Consider the following 22454-nt stretch of genomic DNA (forward strand, 5'->3'; position numbering starts at 1 on the left):
GAATTTTAATGTTAGGTCGATACCTATAATAGTGACAAAGCTATTTTAGGGATAAAGTAATGAAGATTTCACCAGCGCCCCCTTTACACCATGCATACAGCCTTAATACTCAGCCTTTAACACAACCAGATAAGCAACTTGCTGAAGGTGAGACAGAGGCTGAGCCAAAATATGTTTTATCAAAGTTCTTAGACACTAAAGCACAAAAGTACAGGGAAGATAACGCAACGTTTGGCGATCAATATAAAAACCTAGAAAAAGTGTATAAGCACTTTTTAGGGCGGGTTATTGCATTGCAAGAGCAAATTAACAAACTCAAACAAAGTCCAATTCAAAGCAGTTTAACCATAAATAGCACCGCAAATGAGCCAAATAAAAGTGATGCTAGTTTAGCTATTGATGTTGAGCATTTAGGGTCTAAAAAATATAAAAACTCACAACAACAAGAGCAAATAGATATACTAGAGCGGCAATTAGGGGAGTTAAAATCAGAGCAAGCAGCAATAAAACAACAAATGGTTGAGCTGGTTATGAGTGAAATGAAAAGACGAGGCGATCACGACTATAATGTTTAGCGTTAAGGCAGGTTGGTGAATCAGCCCTTAACTTAATTTTACTTACTTCCAGTTTAAATTTACCGTATCTTTAAAGTATAACTTTGTTGAGTACGCTTTAAAAAGTACACCCAAATAATGGCCAGTGGAATTTACTAAATTATGTTCGAAGATGAATTACTTTATGGATACAGCAGTGTATTAATTGCAGTTACATTGTTTATTGCGATCGTTATTTTTAACGAAATAGGCTTTAGAGCAGGGCGGTTTATTCAAGGCAGAACCGACAGTGAGGTTAAGACGCTAACGGGTTCTATTCAGGGCAGTATATTAGGTTTGTTAGCATTACTACTGGGTTTTACATTTAGCATGTCGATGCAACGGTATGATAACCGCAGCATGGCGTTAATAGATGAAGCAAACACAATCGGCACAGCCATATTACGGGTTGAATTACTGCCACAAGAATACAAAAAACAAGCCAATGAATTATTTAAAGAGTATGTAGACTTACGAGTTGCTATAGGCCAATTAGATTTAACCAAACACGCGCAGCGTAACGACTACAATAATAAAATAGCCAACCTACAGCGTCAGTTATGGTCATTGGCTATCGCAGCCACAAATGTTGACCCAAGGCCTGTAACTACAGGAGCGTTTGTAAAATCGCTTAATGATGTAATAGACAGCCAAGGAAAGCGAAATGCTTTATTGCAAATGCATGTACCTGAGGTGGTATTAATACTGCTCTTTATTGTTTTTATTTCGTCTGGCGGCATTATGGGTTATTCCGCAGGACTAAGTGGTAAGCGAATGATTGTGCCCATAGTATTGGTTTCTTTGTTAATTACTTTAATCGTATTTATTATTATAGATTTAGACCGGCCAAAGCGCGGGCTTATACAAGTAGATCAAACGGTAATGATTGAGGTTTCAGAAAATATTAAATAGTAATAAAGAAGGGGTTTTAATTTAAGCGCGTAAATAACAGTTATATTGTTTGCTGCTTTGGCGAACTAAATACTTATTTAGTTCGCCAATAAAAATGTTCGCGTAGTTTAAAATTACAGTAACGCTTTAACCTCAGGATCTGCAAACGCTAATTCAAAGCGCTCTTTATAAAGCATTTGTAAGTCGTTGGTATGCATACTTGGAATGTCTTGCTCGCCAGTAAAGTTTTTATTTATAAGCGTAGCACCAGTGCGATCCTTAATTATTAGATCAAAGTTATACCATGAGTTATCAGTAAAAGCGTGGTGATCATACTTCCATTCGTTAAGTACGATTATAATAGTCGCAGTATCGCTATCTGCTTTAATGTCATTAATATCGACCTGTGGTGTGGTAGCTATTAGCTTAGCGTTAATACCAGAGCGAATAAAACCAGCAGCAAGGCGTTTACCTAAGTGTTGTGGCATAGTTTCGCCAGTAATGATGTTTTGTGTATAAGGTATACCAAAGCCAGAGCGACTTAATCCTTCAAAACCAGAGAGTTTGTCACCATTTACAACATATGGGCGATGATCTACCACTGCAATTTGTATTTCATCAACTTGGGGCTTATTTAACGTAGGAGCTGCTTGTTCTGCAGTCATAATGGCCGTACAGCCGGTAGTTAAAAGTAGGGTAACAGCGATAAAGATTGAAGCTATTTTGTTCACATTATATTCCTTTTATGTGTATTTATGATTAAATAAAACCAAATTACAGATCGTTAGGTAATACCATGAAAGTAATGGATTTTATTGGGCAAGATAGTATTAACAAAAGCTGAATAAATCAAGGCAGTATTAACTTTTATTTTTTTAATGGGCTTAAAGTACTGCTTTTAGCTAGAGTAGGTGTTTAAAATATTAAAATGTGAGTGAAATATATTACCAATTATTAAGCTTTTACAATGACTGTATTTACACCTTGTTACAGTAATTTGTCGCACAAAGCTGCAAACTGTCTTTTTATTGTTATTATGAAATGAAATAACATTGTAAGGACGATAACCTTGAAACTACGCACTTTATTAACAGCAATAGCAGTAGCGGTTGCACCGGCAATATCGCCGATGGTTGCGGCTTATCAAACACAAGATACCCGCTTATTACGCTTTCCCGATATTCATAAAGAATCAGTAACCTTTGTTTATGCGGGCGATATTTATATAGCAAACACTAAAACAGGTAAAAGCACGCGCTTAACTGATCATATTGGTTTTGAAACCTTTCCTAAATTTTCGCCAGATGGCAGCCAAATCGCTTTTTCTGCCCAATATAATGGCAGCCGCCAAGTGTATGTAATGAACCGCGATGGCTCCGACTTAAAACAACTGACTTATTATAACGACGTAGGTGTAATGCCGCCGCGCGGTGGTTTTGATTATCGTGTACTTGATTGGACCCCAGACGGTAAGCATATTGTGTTTAGAGCTAACCGTACCCCTTATGGTCAGCGTGTTGGCCGACCTTATATAGTGCCTGCTGCGGGTGGCCTAGAGCAACCATTAGCCATACCAGAAACTGGCGGTGGCATGTTATCGCCCGATGGCAAACAGTATGTGTATACACCCATTGATCGCGAATTTCGTACTTGGAAACGCACCCGTGGCGGGCGCGCACAAGATGTATGGGTTTACGATTTAGAAAATAACAAATCAAAGCAATTAACAACCAACAGAGCAACCGACCAACAGCCTACTTGGGTTAACAATAACATTTACTACGTGTCGGACAGAGAATACACGCTAAATTTATACAAACATCAAGATGGCAAAAATCCGATAAAAGTAACTAACCACAGCGACTTTGATGTGCTTTGGCCCTCGGCTGGGCCCAACGCCATAGTGTATGAAAATGGTGGTTATTTGTATCGCTTTGATGACGCCACGCAGCAATCTGAAAAGCTGAGCATAAATGTTCAAGGTAACCGTGAACATACAATGGCCTACAGTAAAAATGTTAGTGACTTTATTGATTCAATGGACGTATCGCACGATGGAAAAAGAGTACTATTTACAGCACGCGGCGAACTGTTTTCTGTGCCGGTTAAAAATGGCCCAACCCGAAACTTAAGCCATACGCCAAAAGGGCGTGAAATATCGGCTACATGGTCGCCCAATGGACGCTATATTGCTTACATGAGTGATGAAACAGGCGAGTACGAAATTTACCTAAAAGACAGAGCTAACAATAACCAAGTTAAGCAACTGACCAGTAATGGCAGTATTTGGCGTTTTGAGCCAGTTTGGTCACCAGATAATAAAAAGTTATTGTTTAGCGATCAGAATCACACCCTGTGGTGGCTCGATATTAAAACCGGTAAGCAGCGTAAAATTGATACCGCAAAATATAATGAAGATGGTTTAACTAGCTATATTTGGTCGCCTAATAGCGAGGATATAGTGTTTGTTAAAAATAACGAAAATCGCTACGCCTCATTATGGCATTACAATTTAAAAGACAAGCGCGTTACTCGCTTAACTGATGACATGAGCAGTGAGACAAACCCAGCGTTTTCTCCCGACGGGCAGCAATTGTATTTCACATCAGAGCGCGACTTTAATTTAACTTTTAGTAGCTACGAGTTTGACTACATGTTTAACAATGCAACCCGACTGTATTCGGTTGCAGTAAATAGTAAAATCAAGCCACTTAATACACCGCTGAGTGACGAAATAAGCATTGTTGACTCAAAAGCAGATAAAGACGATAAAAAGTCAGCTAAAGCACCCAGCAATTATATAGAAAGTAACGGCTTTATGAGCCGTGTTGTGGCGCTAAATGTACCTGCAGGAAACTACGGCGCACTAAGCGGCGTAAAAGACGGCGTATTAACACTATCGGCAGGAGAGCTTAAGTTAGTGCCTAATGCCGTTGATGGTGAAGTTGCCACAATAGCAGCAGGAGTGAGTAATTATAAAGTGTCGGCTAATGCTGAGCATATTATTGCTCGTGCAGGAAAAAACATTAGCGTAATAAAGCCAGAAGCTAAACAAGACTTAAAAGCTACGCAACTTAACTTGCAAGACATGGTATTAAAAATTGACCCGCAAACCGAGTGGGCACAAATGTATCGTGAAGGCTGGCGCACTCTGCGCGACTGGTTTTATGACGAAAACCATCATGGCCAAGACTGGGATGCTATTTTAGCGCGTTACCAACCTATGGCAGACGCTATTGCACATCGAGCCGACCTAGATTATGTATTAAGTGAAATAGCAGGCGAAATAAACTCAGGGCATATTTATGTTAACTCGGGCGATATGCCAACATCTCCTCGTTTACAGCATGGCTTATTGGGCGCAGAAATTAGCGCGCATAAATCAGGCTTTGTAAAAATAGAGACTATTTTTAAAGGCGAAAACTGGCACGAAAACTTTCGCTCACCGCTAAACGAAACCGGCATTAACGCCAATGTAGGCGATTACATAATTGCAGTAAATGGCCGCTCAGTAAAAAGCGTAGTCAACTTTTACGAACTACTAGAAAACACCCAAGGTAAATCGGTTGAATTACTACTCAGTAAATCACCAAGCCTAAAAAACAGCTGGAAAGTAATGGTAACGCCTATTGCCAGCGAAACTGGATTGCGTTACTTACAGTGGGCACAATCGCGCGCTGAGTATGTTAATAAGCTTTCAGATGGGCGTATTGGCTACGTGCATTTACCTAACACCCATTACGAAGGTAACCGTTCGTTATTTAAAAACTTTTTACCGCAAACTAATAAAGAAGCGATGATCATAGACGATCGTTACAATGGCGGCGGTTTTATACCTGAACATATGATCACTTGGTTAGCGCGTAAACCGCTTAACTACTGGAAACGCCGTGGTGTAGAGCCAACTAAAACCCCGCAGTTTGCACACGATGGCCCTAAAGCTATGCTGATCAATGGCTACTCTAGTTCAGGCGGCGACGCACTACCGTATTACTTTCGCCAAGCAGGTTTAGGCAAATTAATTGGTACGCGTACCTGGGGCGGTTTAATTGGTATTTCGGGCAACCCTGGGCTTGTAGATGGTGGCTCAGTTATTGCCGCTACTTTTAGAATTTTAGATAACGAAGGTAACTGGATCATTGAAAATGAAGGCGTAAGCCCAGACATAGAAGTGATTGATCGCCCAGAGCTTATTCAAGCCGGACAAGATCCGTCGATTGAACGCGCTGTAAAAGAGTTATTAAAAGAGCTTAAAGCAAATCCGAAAAAACCATTGGTAGTGCCAGCACCACCGAGTGAATTTGGTCGCTAATTGCAATAAATTAAGCTGCTAAGTTACGCAGCCTGTTAGCTACTTTGCGTGTGCTTGGTAGCTAACTAATTTATTAGAGTATTATTAAAAGCGTGATACCGCGCTTTAGTTAAAAGAGAGCTTATAGTGAAAAAATTATTACAGGTAGACTTTGATTTTGCAGGCCCGTTTGGGGAGCAAATGTCAGCAGCATTAAAAGATTTAGCCGAATCAATTAACCATGAACCCGGTATTATTTGGAAAATTTGGACCGAAAACCAACAAGGTCAACTTGCTGGTGGTATTTACCTATTTGAAGATGAAGCATCAGCTAATGCGTATTTAACTATGCACACAGCACGCTTAAAGGCTATGGGGGTTGCCCAAGTTCGTGGCCAATTATTCGATGTAAACCTGCCATTATCAGCGATTAATAACGCACCGCTTACCGTTAAATAGATTAGTTAAATAGTTAGTTAAATAGTTAAGCAGCCAAATAATAAGACGGGTTAAAAAATCATTTAAATTAAAGGCTGCCTAGTGCAGCCTTTTTTCAAAGCCCACAAATTAAATAACGTATTTTATATAGAGGAGTTACGCAAGAGCGGAGCGAAACCGAACAAGAGAATTAATAATACTCTATTCATCTCAGAGTGTTTAGATATGCTTTGCTACACAGAACATCCATGCTTTAGTTTTTAACAACATTCACAAAACATAAGTCGCTAAAGAAGGTGTCATATAAGCTTATTTAGCATCATTTTGATACTTAATAAGCTTGTTTACCTTAGAGTTAGTATAATTGGATTTATATACTTCGCTCGATATTGTTATTGAGCTTAAGTATAAAGTATTGTATTTAACATTTATTTTAACTATAGTTTGTACCATATAAAGTACAACTAAAGGTACGATCATGAGTAGGCTTCATTTAGATCAAGATATTCAGCCGCTTTCAGATTTTAGAGCTGGAGCTGCATCATTTATACGCCAAGTTAATGAAACCAGAAGGCCAATTGTAATAACTCAAAGGGGTAAAGGCGTTGCTGTGGTTTTAGATGTTGCTGAATATGAATCTATGCAGGAAAAAATAGAGTTATTAGAGGAAATACAAAAAGCTGAAGATCAACTCTCTATGGGGCTGGGTATTTCAAACTCAGATGCTCGTGCGCAAGTTTTAAAGAGTATTAAAGATTGAAAGTAGTTTGGTCGCCTTTAGCATTAGAAAAATTAGTCACTATGGCTAAATTTATTGCTTTTGATAAACCATCGGCGGCTGACAAATGGGTTAATGATATTTTTGATCGAACAGATTTACTTGGTACTCAACCTGAACTAGGTCGGGAAGTGCCAGAATTATTAGGCTCAAGATATCGTGAATTAATATTTGGTAGCTATCGAATTATTTATAAAGTTGAACATGAAATTAAAATACTCACATTACGCAATAGGCGTCAATTGCTTAGCTTGAGCGATGTAGAGTAATAATTAACCAGAAAAGTTAATTGTTAAGCCCAAAGACTGCGCTGGGCTTAATCTATTGCTAATTCTCTAAGTTTAGAATTTTTCATTTATCTCTTAAACCTAATCCCAAACCCGCCAACACCCAGCAACAACACAAATCCCCATACAAACATGTTGCCGTATTGGCTGTACACGCTGTCGCCTTGTATTAACTTAACGTCGGCTTTCATGGTGGTTGCTTCAAACTGTGGCATGCTTTGTTGCGTGTGGCTTATTGGGTCGTATACGCCGCTTACGCCGTTGTTAGTAACACGTATTAGTGGCCGCTGTAGCTCTAGAGCGCGCATGCGAGCGATTTGCATATGCTGGTGGGGGCCAATGGAGTCGCCAAACCAAGCATCGTTACTTACGGTAAAGAGTAAATCTGAGCTGTGCTGATAATTACCACGCACTAGGTCGGCAAATACTATTTCGTAGCATATAGCGGGTAGTATATTAAAGCCGTTAGCACGTAGGTTGTTTTGTACTTTGTCGCCACGGGTAAACGACGACATAGGTAAATCAAACAACGGTGCGATAGGGCGCAGTAAATCTTCAAATGGTACAAATTCGCCAATAGGGAGTAATTGGTGTTTTTGATAGCGGTTTTTATCTAGGTAGCGGTAGTGGCCGTGTTCATCATCTTTATTTTTATTACCCACTACTATAAGGGTATTAAAAATAGTTTTAGTGTCGAGTTGGTAGTCAACAACACCGGTAATTAGCGCGGTTTTATTAAATGAAGCGGCGCTGTCTAAGCCTGCTAGGTATGAGTCGGCAAGCGCTTCTATTTCGGGTACTGCGGCTTCGGGCCATACTATTAAGTCGGCGTCCCAGTGTGTGCGGGTTAGGTCTTGGTATTTACTCATGGTGGTCCAAAACTGGCTGGGATCAAAGCGCAGATTTTGTTTTATATTACCTTGTACAAGTAATGTCGACATGCTTTTTCCAGAGTACTGTGCTGTACCTGTGGTGTATGCACCGGCAAAAAGTAGTGCTAAAGCACTGCTGGTTATGGCCAATGTTTTAAAATCTTTTTGGCTTAGGCGATACAATGCAAAACCAATGGCAATACATACTAAGGTTAAACCAAATTCGCCAATATAAGGGGCAAGCAGTCTAAGTGGGCTGTCGGTTTGCGTATAACCAAAACTTAACCATGGAAAGCCTGTTAGTAAGTGTGCGCGTAAGTATTCGCTTATGGCAAAACTTACAATTAATAATGCGCCATAACTTTTAGGGCCGCTGGCAAAGCGAGTTGTTGCCCAAAAGGCAAGTGCAGGAAATAACGCTAAGTATGAACACAATAAGGCCATAAGCGCTAAAGAAGCGATTAATGGCATGCCGCCAAAAGTGGCTATAGATACATGTACCCAGCTAATACCAGCACCAAACCAACCTAAACCAAATATAAAGCCATATTTAGCGGCTGTTTTTGCGTGTGTTTTACCGGTGTTTTTTGGATTAATACAAAAAATGATGGCAGCAAGGCTAAAAAATGCAATGGGCCAAATTTCAAAGGGGGCATAGGCAAAAGTTAAAATAAGGCCCGCAATTAATGCGAGCCATGCTTTTTTATCTTTTGCTAATAAGGTGAACTTAGTTAGCAGAATCTTCACTGTAGTTATCATCAACCTTAGGAACGGTGACTTGCAGTTGCAAGATGCGGCGATTGTCAGAGTTGGTTACTTTAAATTGGTAACCTTCTATATCAATGGTTTCGCCACGGCTTGGCATGTGGCCAAAGGCATGTAATACAGTGCCACCAATAGTATCGGCGTCATCTGTGCTGTAACCTGTTTTAAAATGCTCGTTAAAGTCATCAACAGGGGTTAGCGCTTGTACTACGTAAACATGCTTAGCAAGTTGGCGAATATCTTGTTGCTCTTCTTCTTCGTCGTGCTCGTCTTCTATTTCGCCCACGATTATTTCAAGAATATCTTCAATAGTGACTAAGCCCGATACACCGCCGTATTCATCAATAACAATAGCCATATGGTAGCGTTGCTGACGAAATTCGTTAAGCAGGGTATCGACACGTTTACTTTCGGGTACTACCATTGCTGGGCGTAAATAATCGCGCAGTGAGGGCAGTAAGTCGTCTTTGTTTAAGATTAGGGGTAATAAATCTTTAGCGAGTAAAATCCCTTCTACATGGTCTTTGTCCTCACACACCACCGGAAAGCGTGAGTGCGTAGAGTGAACCATCATAGGTATGAGCTCTTCAAGCGGGCTGTCGATCTCAAGGGTGATCATTTGTGAGCGCGGCACCATAATGTCTCGCACTTTAAGCTTAGACACGCCAAGCACACCTTCAATCATCTCTTTGGTTTCTGGATCGATTACATCCCGCTCTTGCGCATCGGCAATTACTTCAACCAGCTCTTCTCTGTTCTGGGGTTCCCCTTGAAACTTTTGGGCTATTCGGCCCAGCCAGCTTTTTCCAGAAGAACCCTGGCTAGAATGCGAGTTACCGTCGCTCATTATATCTGATTACTCCGTTTATTTAAATTTCGTCCCGATATGGGTCTGCTATGTTTAGCTCAGCAAGTAATTGCTTTTCTATACTTTCCATCTCAAAAGCATCTTCACTCTTTATATGGTCAAATCCAAGCAAATGCAAGCATCCATGAATAACCATATGAGCAAAGTGGTCATGAAATGACTTTTCTTGCTCAATTGCTTCAGCCAATACAATAGCTGGGCAAATAACTAAATCACCTACTAAAGGAATATCTATTCCCGGTGGTGCTTCAAACTCAAACGACAGTACATTGGTAGGCTTGTTTTTACCACGGTAGTCGTTGTTGAGTTGTTGCGACTGCGCTTCGTCACTAATTACAATAGTGAGTTCAGATTCGTCGCGGTATTGGCTAAGGGCTTTGTCGGCCCAAAGCGCAAATTGTGCCTCGCTTGGTAAGTTGTCAAACTCACAGGCTATTTGTAAATCAAGTTCAGTGTTCACGGTATTACTCTTTAGTAGCAGGCGGTTGTTGAGCGGCAAGTTGCTCTCGGGCTTTTTGCTTTTCTAGGCGCATAAGTCGCTCGCTTTCATCGTTGCGCTCGTAGGCTTCAACAATACGCGCAACCACAGGATGGCGAACTATGTCTTGGGCTTTAAAGTGGTTAAAGCTTATTTCGTCTACGCCATCGAGTACTTCCATTGCATGGCGTAAGCCTGAGCGCACACCACGTGGTAAATCTACTTGCGTTATGTCGCCAGTAATAACCGCTTTTGAGTTAAACCCAATACGGGTTAAAAACATTTTCATTTGCTCTGCGGTGGTATTTTGGCTTTCATCTAAAATAATAAAGGCATCATTAAGCGTACGCCCACGCATATAAGCAAGTGGGGCAATTTCAATAACGTTTTTTTCGATTAGTTTTTCTACTTTTTCAAAGCCAAGCATTTCAAATAGCGCATCGTAAAGCGGGCGCAAGTATGGGTCGACCTTTTGGCTTAAATCGCCCGGTAAAAAACCGAGCTTTTCACCTGCTTCTACCGCTGGGCGGGTAAGCAATATACGGCGAATTTCTTGGCGCTCTAGGGCATCAACTGCAGTTGCCACAGCTAAGTATGTTTTGCCTGTACCAGCAGGGCCAATGCCAAAGGTAATATCGTGATGCAAAATATTAGAAACGTATATACCTTGGTTTTCGTTACGCGGCTTTATAACACCACGGCGCGTTTTAATCACCATTTCTTTGGTGTAAGTGCTGGTTGTGGCGTCTTGTTCAAGGGCGTTTGATTCGGTAATGGCTAAGTGCACGTTGTCGGGTTCTATTTCGCCAATTTCGCCGCGCACAGGTTGAGTATCAATATAAAGGTTTTTTAAAATTTCTACAGCGCTGGCGCTACTGTAAGTTTTGCCTGTGACTTTAAAAAAGTTATCGCGGTGGATAATTTCAACACCGAGTCGGCGTTCAATTTGTTTGATGTTTTCGTCAAACGGGCCACATAAAGAAGAAAGGCGTTTGTTATCGGCAGGTTCTAAATAAATCTCTAATGTTTTTAACTGATTACTCAAAATTACTTCCTATAGCATGGCGCCAGTGTTAACTGGCGCTAAAATTTCCACTAAGGGACGAAAGTAGCAACGCCAATTTCGTTTATAGTGTCAGGTTTAGGCTCAAGGCTTGCAGCTTTGGTTAAAATAGCTGAAGGAGCGATTTCACGACGTAAGTTCATTTCTGATTCTGTACGAATTAAGTCACCACGTAAAGAATTTGGTAGTGCCTCGGTAATACGTACGTCAACAAACTGACCGATCACTGTATGTGGGCCAACAAAGTTAACTACACGGTTGTTTTCGGTACGGCCACGTAATTCCATTGGGTTCTTTTTAGAAGGGCCTTCAACGAGTATACGCTGCTCTGTATCGAACATTTGACGGCTAATTTGTTGCGCCATTTGTGTAATACGATTTTGCAGTAAGTATAAACGCTCTTTTTTCTCTTGCTCGGTTACGTCATCTGGCAAGTCGGCCGCTGGTGTACCTGGGCGTGCACTGTAAATAAAGCTAAAGCTCATATCAAAACCAACGTCGCTAATTAGCTTCATGGTTGCTTCAAAGTCATCTTGGGTTTCACCCGGAAAACCAATAATAAAATCTGACGACATGCTTAAGTTAGGACGAATTTTGCGTAACTTACGAATTGTCGACTTATATTCAATTGCCGTATGGCCGCGTTTCATTAGGTTTAAAATACGGTCTGAACCACTTTGTACTGGTAGATGTAAATGATCTACAAGCTCTGGTACATCGGCGTATACGTCAACTATATCTTGGGTAAACTCTACTGGATGCGATGTGGTGTAACGAATACGGTCAATACCATCAATGGCAGCAATAAGACGAATTAAATCCGAAAAATAACAAATTTCGCCATCGTGTGTGTCGCCGCGGTACGCGTTTACGTTTTGGCCAAGTAGGTTTACTTCACGTACGTTTTGCTCAGCAAGCTGGGCAATTTCTAATAGTACGTCATCTACTGGGCGGCTAACTTCTTCGCCGCGAGTGTATGGTACAACACAAAAAGTACAGTACTTAGAGCAGCCTTCCATAATAGATACAAACGCAGATGGGCCATCGGCTTTTGGCTCTGGTAAACGGTCAAATTTTTCAATCTCTGGGAATGAAATATCAACAACCGATGAGCCTTTATCGCCTTGCACTTGTTTAATCATTTCTGGTAAACGGTGCAGCGTTTGTGGGCCAAAAATAACGTCTACAAATGGCGCACGCTGGCGAATAGAGTCACCTTCTTGTGAGGCAACACAACCACCTACGCCAATAATTAAGTCTGGCTTGTCGTCTTTTAACAACTTCCAACGACCTAACTGGTGGAACACTTTTTCTTGTGCTTTTTCACGAATTGAACAGGTGTTAAGTAAAATTACGTCGGCATCTGTTGCATCATCAGTTAGCTGGTAGCCATTGGTGGCATCTAAAAGTTCAGCCATTTTCTGAGAGTCGTATTCGTTCATCTGACAACCCCAGGTTTTAATATGCAGCTTTTTGCTCATTGAAATATTGCCTCGTGTTCAATTCGATAGTGGCACAAAAATGTGCTAGAAACAGGATTAAGTGAAATGCATTACTGCGCTATACCCACTTAAAGGACGCGTATTTTAGCTGGATACACACGTAAATCCAAGTATAGTTTTCATGTTTGTGATTTCAAATCAATGCAGCTTTAGTTTTATCCACAGTTGAGCGTATCCTTTGGCACATAACAAGCTAATTACGATACAATTAAAATAGTTTTAAGAAATTAAAAAGATGAGAACATGACAAAAAATAAAGTAATTGTTGTGGGTGCTGGCATGGTGGGTGCTGCTATGGCAATTAAACTTGCTCAGCAAGGTAAAGCAGTGCGCATAATAGAAAAAAAACTAATAAATCCACAGCAAGTTTTAAGCAGTGATCAGGTTGATATTCGCGTATCGGCAATAAATCGTTTTTCAGAAAAGCTGCTAGACGAATTGGGCGCAATGCCACTTTTAAAACAAAGCAGGTTAGCACCGTATCAACAATTAGAAGCATTTGAGCGCGGTGGCGATAATTTATTATTTGATTGCGCCGATATAAACACCACGCATTTAGGCCACTTAATTGAAAATAACCTAATTCAAGCCAGTTTATGGCAGCAATTTGAGCAATACAACATTGGAGTTATTGAGCAAGCAGCGCCTATTACGAGTATTGAGCAAACCTCAGATGCAATTACGCTAGTGTATGGTGAGCAAACGTATACCGCTGATTTAGTTATTGCAGCCGACGGCGGGCAATCGCAATTACGCGCTAAAGCCAACATAGGTATAACCGGTTGGCAGTATCAGCAGCACTGCATGGGCGTACTTATAAAACTTGATGCGCCGCAACAAGTAAAAACGTGGCAGCAATTTACTCCCACCGGCCCTTTGGCCTTTTTACCTATGCAGGCTCCTTACGCTAATTTAATTTGGTATGACGATGCCAATACACTGCAAAGCTTTAAAGGTTTAAACCCGCTGCAACTTAAAACACATATTGTTAAAAAATTTCCTGAGCTTGCCGGTGATTTTACCGTGTTAAAGCACGCGGTGTTTCCACTGGCTCGCCAGCACGCAAACAAATATTCGCAAGGGCGACTAGTGCTTGTAGGTGACGCTGCACATACTATTAACCCATTAGCCGGGCAGGGCGTAAATTTAGGCTTTCAAGACGTTGTAGCGCTTGCACAGGTGCTATTAAGTGCTGATGACATAGGTTGCCCATTAAAATTAAATGAGTATGAAAAATCGCGCCGCAAAGCAAACTTATTAATGATGAGTATGATGGATGCCTGCTACTTTGGCTTTTCTAATCAAATTGCGCCATTAAAATGGGCGCGTAGCCAATTTTTAAAAATAGCTAACAATACCGGACCGGTAAAAAACTGGGTTTTAAAATACGCTATTAGCGGCGAGTTAAATTAATACTAATTGCTATAACATTTGCGAACTATTGAAAAGGCTCATTTATGGGTCTTTTTTTATGCTTATTTATTGATTAAAAGTGCGGTAGCAGAGGGTTTGCTAATAAAATATAGCCACTAAAATACGGCTATTTAAATACAGTTATTAAAATAAGATTTTATAGATAGATTAAAAATACAGAAGTTTAAAATAAATAGATTTAAAATGAGTAGTTATGAGTACTTATGAGTAGTTATGAGTAATACAAAAGGAAGAGTAATTTAAGTAGGAAGTATAAACAAATTGGCTGGGATACCAGGATTTGAACCTGGGAATGCCAGGATCAAAACCTGGTGCCTTACCGCTTGGCGATATCCCAACTATAAATTTGTACAAGTTTTCGTTCTAGTTAAGAACATGGTGCGGAAGGAGAGACTTGAACTCTCACATCCTAAGATACTGGAACCTAAATCCAGCGCGTCTACCAATTCCGCCACTCCCGCATCACTAATTTGCTAATTTAAACTCTAAGCTAGAGCTATTCTTTAAACAACTTTCCTTGGTAGAAGAAGTTGGCTGGGATACCAGGATTTGAACCTGGGAATGCCAGGATCAAAACCTGGTGCCTTACCGCTTGGCGATATCCCAACAAAGAATAATTGATAGTTTTATTTCTTATCAAGAAATGGTGCGGAAAGAGAGACTTGAACTCTCACAACCGAAGTTACTGGAACCTAAATCCAGCGCGTCTACCAATTCCGCCACTCCCGCATCGTTTGTGTAATAAAACACAGTTTGCAATTTTAAGCTCTTAGCTGAGCTATTCTTTAAACAACTTTCCTTGGTAGAAGAAGTTGGCTGGGATACCAGGATTTGAACCTGGGAATGCCAGGATCAAAACCTGGTGCCTTACCGCTTGGCGATATCCCAACAAAGAATAATTGATAGTTTTATTTCTTATCAAGAAATGGTGCGGAAAGAGAGACTTGAACTCTCACAACCGAAGTTACTGGAACCTAAATCCAGCGCGTCTACCAATTCCGCCACTCCCGCATTACTTTGTGTTATTAAACACTAGGTAGTTATTTTAAACTCTTCATTGAGCTGCAATTTAACTCTTGCAGAGCCATTTCTAAAAGAAGAAATGGTGGCTAAGACGGGATTTGAACCTGTGACCCCATCATTATGAGTGATGTGCTCTAACCAGCTGAGCTACTTAGCCATTGTTGGCTGGGATACCAGGATTTGAACCTGGGAATGCCAGGATCAAAACCTGGTGCCTTACCGCTTGGCGATATCCCAACAAAAACAATTGATAGTTTTAATTCTTATCAAGAATGGTGCGGAAGGAGAGACTTGAACTCTCACATCCTAAGATACTGGAACCTAAATCCAGCGCGTCTACCAATTCCGCCACTCCCGCATTACTTTGTGTAATTAAACACTAGGTAGTTATTTTAAACTCTTCATTGAGTAACAAAAAAATAATGGTGGCTAAGACGGGATTTGAACCTGTGACCCCATCATTATGAGTGATGTGCTCTAACCAGCTGAGCTACTTAGCCATATTTTTTCGTTAGCACTTCATCGCTGAGTGCGGGGCGTATTATGCTGATATGGCCCAAATTCGTCAACACCTTTTTTGCAAAAAAACACTTAACTTGGTTTGTTTGCAGGAAAAGTAAGCTAAGCGGCTAAAATTTAGCATAAATGCTGTTTTTTTAGCTGCATTAAAAACACTAAACTTAAACTTATTCGCAGTTCTTCAATTTTGCTAAACAAATACAGACGTTAAAAAACCACAGCAGGTATTAAAGAAATAAAAAAGGCTCGTAAAAACGAGCCTTTAAAATCATCACCACACTAAATTTGGGTAATGTATATTTATACGTTGAACAAGAAGTTCATTACATCGCCGTCTTTTACAATGTACTCTTTACCTTCTTGGCGCATTTTACCTGCTTCTTTTGCGCCGCTCTCACCCTTAAAGGCAATAAAGTCGTCAAAAGCAATCGTTTGTGCGCGAATAAAGCCACGCTCAAAGTCGGTATGAATTTTACCTGCTGCTTGTGGCGCAGTTGCACCTACAGGAATAGTCCATGCGCGTACTTCTTTTACGCCTGCTGTAAAGTAGGTTTGTAATTGCAGTAATTCATAGCCACCACGAATAACAAGGTTAAGGCCTGGCTCTTCTAAACCAAGATCAGCCATAAACTCAAGCTTGTCTTCTTCATCTAGCTCAGAAAGCTCAGATTCAATAGCAGCACATACAGGAACAACAATCGCATCTTCTGCTGCGGCAATAGCGCGTACAACATCAAGGTATGGGTTGTTTTCAAAACCATCTTCAGCAACGTTAGCAATATACATTGTTGGTTTGATAGTTAAAAAGTTAATAGAGCTGATAGCTGCTTTTTCTTCTTTAGTTAACTCTAAAGAACGCAATGTTAAGCCTTCATCAAGGTGTACTTTTACTTTTTCAAGTACTGCATTTTGCTCTTTTGCGTCTTTATCGCCACCTTTAGCTTTTTTAGCATTACGGAACGATGCTTTTTCAGCGCTGTCCATATCGGCAAGCACTAATTCAGTGTTTATAACGTCAATATCATCAGCAGGGTCAATAGTGCCAGCTACGTGAATAATATTATCATCATTAAAACAGCGAACTACGTGGCCAATGGCGTCAGTTTCACGAATATTAGCTAAAAACTGGTTACCAAGACCTTCACCTTTAGATGCGCCTTTTACTAAACCGGCAATATCTACAAACTCCATACTTGTTGTAAGAATGCGCTGTGGGTTTACAATTTTAGCAAGTGCGTCTAGGCGAGGATCAGGCACTGGTACCACACCTGTATTAGGCTCAATGGTACAAAAAGGAAAGTTAGCGGCTTCAATACCCGCTTTTGTTAATGCATTAAAAAGTGTCGATTTACCCACATTAGGCAAGCCAACAATGCCACATTTAAAACCCATAGTAAGATACCTTGTTTAGATTCGTTTAAACGGCGAACTTGTACCCAAGTTACTAGGGTTTAAACGAATGTAGTCTGTTTTGTGCTTTTAACACACCATCTTTTGCAAGTATTTCCATGCAGCGTACCGCTTCATCAATGGCAGCATCCATTTTTTCTTGGTCTGCTTTGGCCGCTTTTCCTAGCACCCAACCAGTTACCATTTCACGATGCCCCGGATGACCTACACCAATGCGCAAGCGCATAAAGTCTTTTTGATTTGCCATTTTTGCAATAATGTCTTTTAAGCCATTATGACCGCCGTGTCCGCCGCCTTTCTTTAATTTGGCAACGCCAGGTTCTAAGTCTAATTCATCGTGGGCAACTAAAATGCTTTCCACAGGAATTTTGAAAAAATTAGCTAAACTACCGACCGCTTTACCACTTAAGTTCATATAAGTAGTGGGGATCAATAATTTGAATTCTTGATCTTGAATAATCACTTTACCTGTAAGGCCGTGATATTTAGGATCGTGTTTTAGAGTGCAGTTATAGCGTGCAGCGAGTTGCTCAATGAACCAAGCACCTGCATTGTGGCGTGTGTTTGCGTATTCGGGGCCTGGATTAGCCAGGCCCACAAGCATTTGAATAGAATTCAAGGTGTTAAGCCTTAAATATTATTCTGCAGCGTCTTCAGCTTCATCTTCAGTTGGAGCTGATTTGTTAGCTTTAACAATTAGGATAGACTGATCGTGACCAGGACCTTTTGCTAAATCTATTGATGAAACGCCAGCTGGTAATGCAACATCAGAAATATGTAGAGAATCGCCTGCAACTAATTTTGAAACATCTACTGTTACGAAATCAGGGATTGCTTTAGGGAAACAAGAAATTTCGATTTCAGTTAACTGACGAACAACAGTTGTACCAAGTTTTTCTACAACGTCTTCACCAACAAAGTGGATTGGAACAATAGTATGTAGCTTTTGGTTTGCATCGATACGTTGGAAATCAAGGTGTGTAACTTTAGGCTTGAAAGGGTGACGTTGAATATCTTTTAGGATAGTTTCAACAGACTCGCCGCCAATGTTAAGTGTAAGAATTTGCGTGTAAAAACCTTCGCTTTCTTGAGCTTTAATCACATCTTTATGATCTAAAGTGATTGAAGTAGCTTCTTTGTTTGCGCCGTAAACGATAGCAGGCACTTTGTCTTCGCGACGTAGGCGGCGGCTCGCACCAGTACCAGTTTGCTCGCGAAGTTCTGCGTTATATACATAAGTTTTGTTTGACATAATAGTTTCCAATAATTAAAAGTATAGGGCCTTTGCGACCAAGGTCCCTAGCCAAAAGGCGCGCTATCATAACATCGCCCCCCAGCAAAATATATAACAGTTACGAAAAAAGCGCCAAAAGGCGCTTTTTAAAATTAAAGTTACTTAGCTTCGCTAAAGTAGATCTTTAATTAATGCTCAAACATTGCTGAGATAGACTCTTCGTTACTAATACGACGAATAGTTTCTGCAAGCATGTCGGCAAGTGTAAGTACTTTAACAATATTTAGTGCTTTAAGCTCTGCAGACAGTGGAATAGAGTCAGTTACAATAACTTCGTCAATCACTGAATTGCGCAAGTTTTCAGCCGCTTTTCCCGAAAGAATAGGGTGAGTAGCATATGCAAATACGCGCTTAGCACCGTGTTCTTTAAGTGCTTCAGCTGCTTTACATAATGTACCGCCGGTATCAATCATATCATCAACGATAATACAATCACGACCTTCAACATCACCAATAATATGCATCACTTGAGAAACGTTTGCCTGTGGGCGACGTTTATCAATAATAGCTAAATCGGTATCGTTTAGTAGTTTTGCAATAGCACGCGCACGTACAACGCCACCAATATCTGGAGATACAACAACAACGTCGTCAAAATGACGTGCTTTCATATCTTCAAGTAAAACAGGGCTACCAAATACGTTATCTACAGGTACATCAAAGAAGCCTTGGATTTGCTCAGCGTGTAAATCAACCGTAAGAACGCGGTCAACACCTACACTAGATAAGAAATCGGCAACGACTTTAGCGGTAATGGGTACACGGGCAGAACGTACACGACGATCTTGACGAGCATAACCAAAATAAGGAATAACGGCAGTAATACGACCGGCAGATGCACGACGTAGAGCATCAACCATAACGATAAGTTCCATAAGGTTATCGTTTGTAGGGGCACAGGTTGATTGTAAGATGAAAACATCCGATCCACGAACATTCTCATTAATTTGAACACTGATCTCACCGTCGCTAAAACGGCCAACAACAGCATCGCCTAATTCAATATATAAACGTTTTGCAACTTTTTGAGCTAACTCAGGTGTTGCGTTACCAGCGAAGAGCTTCATGTCAGGCACGGTAGGGTTCCTCAGGCACTGAATTTTTGGACTAACAGGCAATAATTAAACCACTGCGTGTTAACTTATGACTACTTGTACGTTACTTCAATCAAATATGGCGGCTAACTCCGTATGAGCGGGAGAAGTATTAACGCTTGATGCGATAAACCCCTGCCAAGTATGGGGGAGATTAGCAAGTACATCTTGTGCTTGAACTTGCGTAGCAAATTCTACAAAACAACATGAACCTGTTCCGGTCATCTTTGATGGAGCGTATTTTAGCAACCACTGCAGGGTTTTTTCAACCTCGGGACACAGCTTTTTCACTAAAGATTCGCAATCGTTAGTTAAAATATGCTGTTGCCAGTCTCCTGAAATTTTTGGCGTGTCGCGTTTTAGTTCAGGATGAGTAAATATTTTAGCAGTACTTACATGTTGATTAGGGAAGACCACACAATACCACTTTTGCTCAAGCATTACTTGTTCTAATTGCTCACCAATCCCATGCGCTATGGCGCTTTTACCATGTATGAATACGGGTACATCGGCACCTAGTTGTAAGCCTAAATGAGCTAATTCATCTAAACTGAGGGCTGTTTTCCACAACTTATTTAAGGCTAATAATGTGCTGGCAGCGTCTGATGATCCACCGCCAACACCGCCGCCCATTGGCAAACGTTTAATTAAATTTATTTTCACGCCTTGCTTTGTTTTGCACTGTGTTTGCAATAATAAAGCCGCTTTATAGATAAGGTTGTCGGTTGTGGCTATGCCATTTGTGTCGCCGGTAACAATAATTGCAGGTAAATCGCTTAACTCAAAACTAAGTTCGTCGCCATAATTTAAAAACGTAAACAGGGTTTCTAGTTCATGGTAACCGTCATCTCGGCGGCCATTAATATGTAAAAAAAGATTGAGCTTTGCCGGCGCAATAAGTGAAAATGAAGTGATATTATTCATGGTTAATTAAACTGCCAATCGTAGAGTTGAATTTTAATTTTAATTTTTTGATGGGTTAAGGTCAGTCTGTTGGGTAGCCAGTAGCCGCTTTTTTGCACAAAGCTAGCGTACTCAATTTGCCATTTTTTACCTGTACTATCAAACCATAATACGCTTTTAGCGCGGCCTAATTGATCAACCTTTAAAGTTTGGTCATCAATGGTGCCTTTTAACCAACTGTCGGCGTTATTTACCGGTAAAGCAAAACCGGTTAAACGTTTTAGTAATGCCGTTGCATTGGTGTCAAAATACTGCTCGCCATCATAGTTTAGTTCTGCCGTATTTGCAGTTTGTTTGAGTGACAATATACGTGTACCAATAAAAGTGGTGAGCACTAAATTATTGTTATTTTGGCTCTGTTGCCAGTTTAAGTTTGCAGATTGGCGCTCATCGGGGCTAATAAAAGCAAGTTTACCTTCTACTTGCCAAATACTTTGCTCAGCAAGATGTGTTTTCCAGTTTTCGTAAGTGGTTGTTTCTAATTTTCTTTTTTGAGCGCAGCCGGCTAAAAACAAGAAAAACATAGCTAAAATAAAATATTGTCGAATCAAATGTTGCTCCTTACTTTCCATATTCCTGAGATTTTTGATAAAATTGCGGCCTTTAAAGTAGGGCTCATCAATATTTGGCAAATATGACCATAATCGCACTTGGTATTAATCACAAAACCGCTCCCGTAGAATTACGTGAAAAAGTGGCTTTTTCCCCTGAGCAAATTTCAGAGGCGCTACAGCAATTAAGTGGCCACGCCCATTTTAATGAGGCAGTGATTGTTTCCACCTGTAATCGAACTGAAGTGTATTGTAGCCTTGCACAGCAAAATTCCCAAACACTGTTGCAGTGGTTATCTAGTTTCCATGGTTTGGATGAACATGAACTGAGTAAAAACATTTACTGCCATGAAGGTAGTGATGCTATAAATCACTTAATGCGCGTAGCCTGTGGCCTAGATTCACTCGTACTGGGCGAGCCGCAAATTTTGGGGCAAATAAAGCAAGCGTATAACAGTGCTAAAACTCATAATGCTGTGGGCGTGACGTTTGATAGATTATTTCAAAAAACGTTTTCAGTTGCTAAGCAAGTACGTACTGAAACCAACATTGGTGCCAGTGCAGTGTCGGTTGCTTATGCGGCGGTTAATTTAGCTAAACATATTTATGGCAAGCTCGATAAAACCAATGTACTTCTCATTGGTGCCGGTGAAACAATTGAGCTAGTAGCCAAACATTTGTACCAAAATGAGCCGCAAAACATTACGGTTGCGAACAGAACCCTTGAGCGTGCACGTAGTTTAGCGGATCAAGTATCGGGTGATGTAATTGCACTTGCTCAGCTACCTGAGCGTTTACATAAAGCCGATATTGTTATTAGTTCTACCGCCAGCACACTGCCTATTATTGGTAAGGGTGTGGTGGAGCAAGCACTTAAACAGCGTCGTTATAAGCCTATGTTGTTTATTGATATTGCGGTTCCTCGCGATATTGAAAGCCAAGTGGGTGAACTTGACGATGCTTATTTATATTCTGTTGATGACTTACAAACCATTGTTAGCGAGAATATGAGTGCCCGAGAAGAAGCCGCTGAGCAGGCTGAAGTTATTATTACCGAGCGCACTAAAGAGTTTTTAATGTGGATACGCTCACTCGATTCGGTGGATTTAATTCGCCACTATCGAAACGATGTACAAACAATAAAGTCCGAACTTGTAGAGCGAGCAGTGAGTCAGCTCAATACAGGTAAAGATGCCGAAAAAGTTATTTTAGAGCTGGCCAATAAGTTAACCAACCGCTTAATGCACGCGCCTACCCGTGCTATTCAAGATGCAGCGAAAAAAGGTGAAGTGGCTCAGTTAAACCAATTGAAAAAAATGTTAGGTATTGATCAGGAATAG

The 22454-nt window shown here is 40.6% G+C and carries 20 protein-coding genes and 10 tRNA genes; 8 read left to right on the top strand and 22 right to left on the bottom strand.

Annotated features, from left to right (window positions below; translation table 11 throughout):
* Positions 1–59 precede the first annotated feature (59 nt).
* On the top strand, positions 60–575 hold the full coding sequence (locus PNIG_RS05415; protein ID WP_089367971.1) for a hypothetical protein: 516 nt from the start codon (positions 60–62) through the stop codon (positions 573–575).
* Positions 576–716: 141 nt separating this feature from the next.
* Positions 717–1505: a bestrophin-like domain gene (locus tag PNIG_RS05420; RefSeq protein ID WP_011327725.1), complete on the top strand. Its 789-nt coding sequence runs from the start codon at positions 717–719 to the stop codon at positions 1503–1505.
* Positions 1506–1618: 113 nt separating this feature from the next.
* Here the strand turns inward: PNIG_RS05420 and PNIG_RS05425 are convergent, their stop codons facing one another.
* Positions 1619–2215 (bottom strand): hypothetical protein, encoded by a 597-nt coding sequence (locus PNIG_RS05425; protein WP_011327726.1) that lies wholly within the window; start codon positions 2213–2215, stop codon positions 1619–1621.
* A 398-nt stretch (positions 2216–2613) separates the two neighbouring features.
* Between PNIG_RS05425 and PNIG_RS05430 the strand changes: the two genes are divergently transcribed.
* From PNIG_RS05430 to PNIG_RS05445, 4 genes are all read left to right on the top strand, one after another.
* The gene (locus PNIG_RS05430) at positions 2614–5796 is read left to right on the top strand and encodes a S41 family peptidase (protein ID WP_370446744.1); all 3183 of its coding nucleotides are present in this window, start codon (positions 2614–2616) and stop codon (positions 5794–5796) included.
* Between the two features lie 126 nt (positions 5797–5922).
* A complete protein-coding gene (locus tag PNIG_RS05435; RefSeq protein WP_011327728.1) occupies positions 5923–6234 on the top strand; it encodes a monooxygenase in 312 nt (103 codons plus the stop codon).
* 457 nt (positions 6235–6691) lie between these two features.
* Entirely contained in the window at positions 6692–6973 is a 282-nt protein-coding gene (locus PNIG_RS05440; protein WP_011327729.1) for a type II toxin-antitoxin system Phd/YefM family antitoxin, read from the top strand.
* Positions 6970–7260, top strand: a complete 291-nt coding sequence (locus PNIG_RS05445; RefSeq protein WP_089367973.1) for a type II toxin-antitoxin system RelE/ParE family toxin — start codon at positions 6970–6972, stop codon at positions 7258–7260. Before PNIG_RS05440 ends, PNIG_RS05445 begins: the two co-directional genes overlap by 4 nt.
* A gap of 86 nt (positions 7261–7346) precedes the next feature.
* On the opposite strand, the gene lnt is transcribed toward PNIG_RS05445, so the two are convergent.
* Genes lnt through miaB form a run of 5 tightly spaced genes read right to left on the bottom strand, consistent with a single transcriptional unit; the run spans position 7347 to position 12805 of the window.
* Positions 7347–8897 (bottom strand): apolipoprotein N-acyltransferase, encoded by a 1551-nt coding sequence (gene lnt / locus PNIG_RS05450; protein ID WP_172459234.1) that lies wholly within the window; start codon positions 8895–8897, stop codon positions 7347–7349.
* Positions 8878–9762, bottom strand: coding sequence for a CNNM family magnesium/cobalt transport protein CorC (corC, locus tag PNIG_RS05455; protein WP_011327732.1), 885 nt, complete (start codon positions 9760–9762; stop codon positions 8878–8880). Before corC ends, lnt begins: the two co-directional genes overlap by 20 nt.
* A 22-nt stretch (positions 9763–9784) precedes the next feature.
* Complete coding sequence (ybeY, locus tag PNIG_RS05460; RefSeq protein ID WP_011327733.1) at positions 9785–10243, bottom strand: rRNA maturation RNase YbeY; 459 nt, start codon at positions 10241–10243, stop codon at positions 9785–9787.
* 4 nt (positions 10244–10247) lie between these two features.
* The gene (locus PNIG_RS05465; protein ID WP_011327734.1) at positions 10248–11306 is read right to left on the bottom strand and encodes a PhoH family protein; all 1059 of its coding nucleotides are present in this window, start codon (positions 11304–11306) and stop codon (positions 10248–10250) included.
* Positions 11307–11356: 50 nt separating this feature from the next.
* On the bottom strand, positions 11357–12805 hold the full coding sequence (miaB, locus tag PNIG_RS05470) for a tRNA (N6-isopentenyl adenosine(37)-C2)-methylthiotransferase MiaB (protein WP_086994706.1): 1449 nt from the start codon (positions 12803–12805) through the stop codon (positions 11357–11359).
* A 264-nt stretch (positions 12806–13069) separates the two neighbouring features.
* On the opposite strand from miaB, the gene PNIG_RS05475 reads away from it, so the two are divergent.
* A complete protein-coding gene (locus PNIG_RS05475) occupies positions 13070–14239 on the top strand; it encodes an FAD-dependent monooxygenase (protein ID WP_089367975.1) in 1170 nt (389 codons plus the stop codon).
* A gap of 283 nt (positions 14240–14522) precedes the next feature.
* Here PNIG_RS05475 and PNIG_RS05480 read toward each other — a convergent pair.
* From PNIG_RS05480 to lolB, 16 genes are all read right to left on the bottom strand, one after another.
* Positions 14523–14597, bottom strand: a tRNA-Gln gene (locus PNIG_RS05480).
* A gap of 39 nt (positions 14598–14636) precedes the next feature.
* Positions 14637–14721, bottom strand: a tRNA-Leu gene (locus PNIG_RS05485).
* A gap of 70 nt (positions 14722–14791) precedes the next feature.
* Positions 14792–14866, bottom strand: a tRNA-Gln gene (locus PNIG_RS05490).
* Between the two features lie 38 nt (positions 14867–14904).
* Positions 14905–14989, bottom strand: a tRNA-Leu gene (locus PNIG_RS05495).
* A gap of 84 nt (positions 14990–15073) precedes the next feature.
* Positions 15074–15148: transfer RNA gene (locus tag PNIG_RS05500), tRNA-Gln, on the bottom strand.
* 38 nt (positions 15149–15186) lie between these two features.
* Positions 15187–15271, bottom strand: a tRNA-Leu gene (locus tag PNIG_RS05505).
* A gap of 92 nt (positions 15272–15363) precedes the next feature.
* Positions 15364–15440: transfer RNA gene (locus tag PNIG_RS05510), tRNA-Met, on the bottom strand.
* 5 nt (positions 15441–15445) lie between these two features.
* Positions 15446–15520, bottom strand: a tRNA-Gln gene (locus tag PNIG_RS05515).
* A 36-nt stretch (positions 15521–15556) separates the two neighbouring features.
* Positions 15557–15641, bottom strand: a tRNA-Leu gene (locus tag PNIG_RS05520).
* Positions 15642–15706: 65 nt separating this feature from the next.
* Positions 15707–15783, bottom strand: a tRNA-Met gene (locus PNIG_RS05525).
* Positions 15784–16102: 319 nt separating this feature from the next.
* Positions 16103–17194 carry a redox-regulated ATPase YchF gene (gene ychF / locus PNIG_RS05530; protein ID WP_011327737.1) on the bottom strand — a complete coding sequence of 364 codons (1092 nt, stop codon included), beginning with the start codon at positions 17192–17194 and terminating at the stop codon, positions 16103–16105.
* 52 nt (positions 17195–17246) lie between these two features.
* On the bottom strand, positions 17247–17831 hold the full coding sequence (gene pth / locus PNIG_RS05535) for an aminoacyl-tRNA hydrolase (protein ID WP_011327738.1): 585 nt from the start codon (positions 17829–17831) through the stop codon (positions 17247–17249).
* A gap of 18 nt (positions 17832–17849) precedes the next feature.
* Entirely contained in the window at positions 17850–18464 is a 615-nt protein-coding gene (locus PNIG_RS05540; RefSeq protein ID WP_011327739.1) for a 50S ribosomal protein L25/general stress protein Ctc, read from the bottom strand.
* 170 nt (positions 18465–18634) lie between these two features.
* On the bottom strand, positions 18635–19582 hold the full coding sequence (locus PNIG_RS05545) for a ribose-phosphate pyrophosphokinase (RefSeq protein WP_011327740.1): 948 nt from the start codon (positions 19580–19582) through the stop codon (positions 18635–18637).
* A gap of 87 nt (positions 19583–19669) precedes the next feature.
* Positions 19670–20524: a 4-(cytidine 5'-diphospho)-2-C-methyl-D-erythritol kinase gene (gene ispE / locus PNIG_RS05550; protein ID WP_089367976.1), complete on the bottom strand. Its 855-nt coding sequence runs from the start codon at positions 20522–20524 to the stop codon at positions 19670–19672.
* Between the two features lie 2 nt (positions 20525–20526).
* Positions 20527–21114 (bottom strand): lipoprotein insertase outer membrane protein LolB, encoded by a 588-nt coding sequence (gene lolB, locus PNIG_RS05555; protein ID WP_089368943.1) that lies wholly within the window; start codon positions 21112–21114, stop codon positions 20527–20529.
* Positions 21115–21197: 83 nt separating this feature from the next.
* Here lolB and hemA point away from each other — a divergent pair, with 83 nt between their 5' ends.
* Positions 21198–22454 carry a glutamyl-tRNA reductase gene (hemA, locus tag PNIG_RS05560; RefSeq protein ID WP_041454381.1) on the top strand — a complete coding sequence of 419 codons (1257 nt, stop codon included), beginning with the start codon at positions 21198–21200 and terminating at the stop codon, positions 22452–22454.

The sequence above is a fragment of the Pseudoalteromonas nigrifaciens genome (assembly GCF_002221505.1).
Taxonomy (GTDB): domain Bacteria; phylum Pseudomonadota; class Gammaproteobacteria; order Enterobacterales; family Alteromonadaceae; genus Pseudoalteromonas; species Pseudoalteromonas nigrifaciens.

Bases quoted from the DNA above. Each gene is read 5' to 3' on its own strand.
- hemA (WP_041454381.1), top strand. From the start codon at position 21,198: ATGACCATAATCGCACTTGGTATTAATCACAAAACCGCTCCCGTAGAA.
- PNIG_RS05440 (WP_011327729.1), top strand. From the start codon at position 6,692: ATGAGTAGGCTTCATTTAGATCAAGATATTCAGCCGCTTTCAGATTTT.
- PNIG_RS05475 (WP_089367975.1), top strand. From the start codon at position 13,070: ATGACAAAAAATAAAGTAATTGTTGTGGGTGCTGGCATGGTGGGTGCT.
- ychF (WP_011327737.1), bottom strand. From the start codon at position 17,194: ATGGGTTTTAAATGTGGCATTGTTGGCTTGCCTAATGTGGGTAAATCG.
- corC (WP_011327732.1), bottom strand. From the start codon at position 9,762: ATGAGCGACGGTAACTCGCATTCTAGCCAGGGTTCTTCTGGAAAAAGC.
- PNIG_RS05415 (WP_089367971.1), top strand. From the start codon at position 60: ATGAAGATTTCACCAGCGCCCCCTTTACACCATGCATACAGCCTTAAT.
- PNIG_RS05540 (WP_011327739.1), bottom strand. From the start codon at position 18,464: ATGTCAAACAAAACTTATGTATATAACGCAGAACTTCGCGAGCAAACT.
- miaB (WP_086994706.1), bottom strand. From the start codon at position 12,805: ATGAGCAAAAAGCTGCATATTAAAACCTGGGGTTGTCAGATGAACGAA.
- PNIG_RS05430 (WP_370446744.1), top strand. From the start codon at position 2,614: ATGGTTGCGGCTTATCAAACACAAGATACCCGCTTATTACGCTTTCCC.
- ispE (WP_089367976.1), bottom strand. From the start codon at position 20,524: ATGAATAATATCACTTCATTTTCACTTATTGCGCCGGCAAAGCTCAAT.
- PNIG_RS05420 (WP_011327725.1), top strand. From the start codon at position 717: ATGTTCGAAGATGAATTACTTTATGGATACAGCAGTGTATTAATTGCA.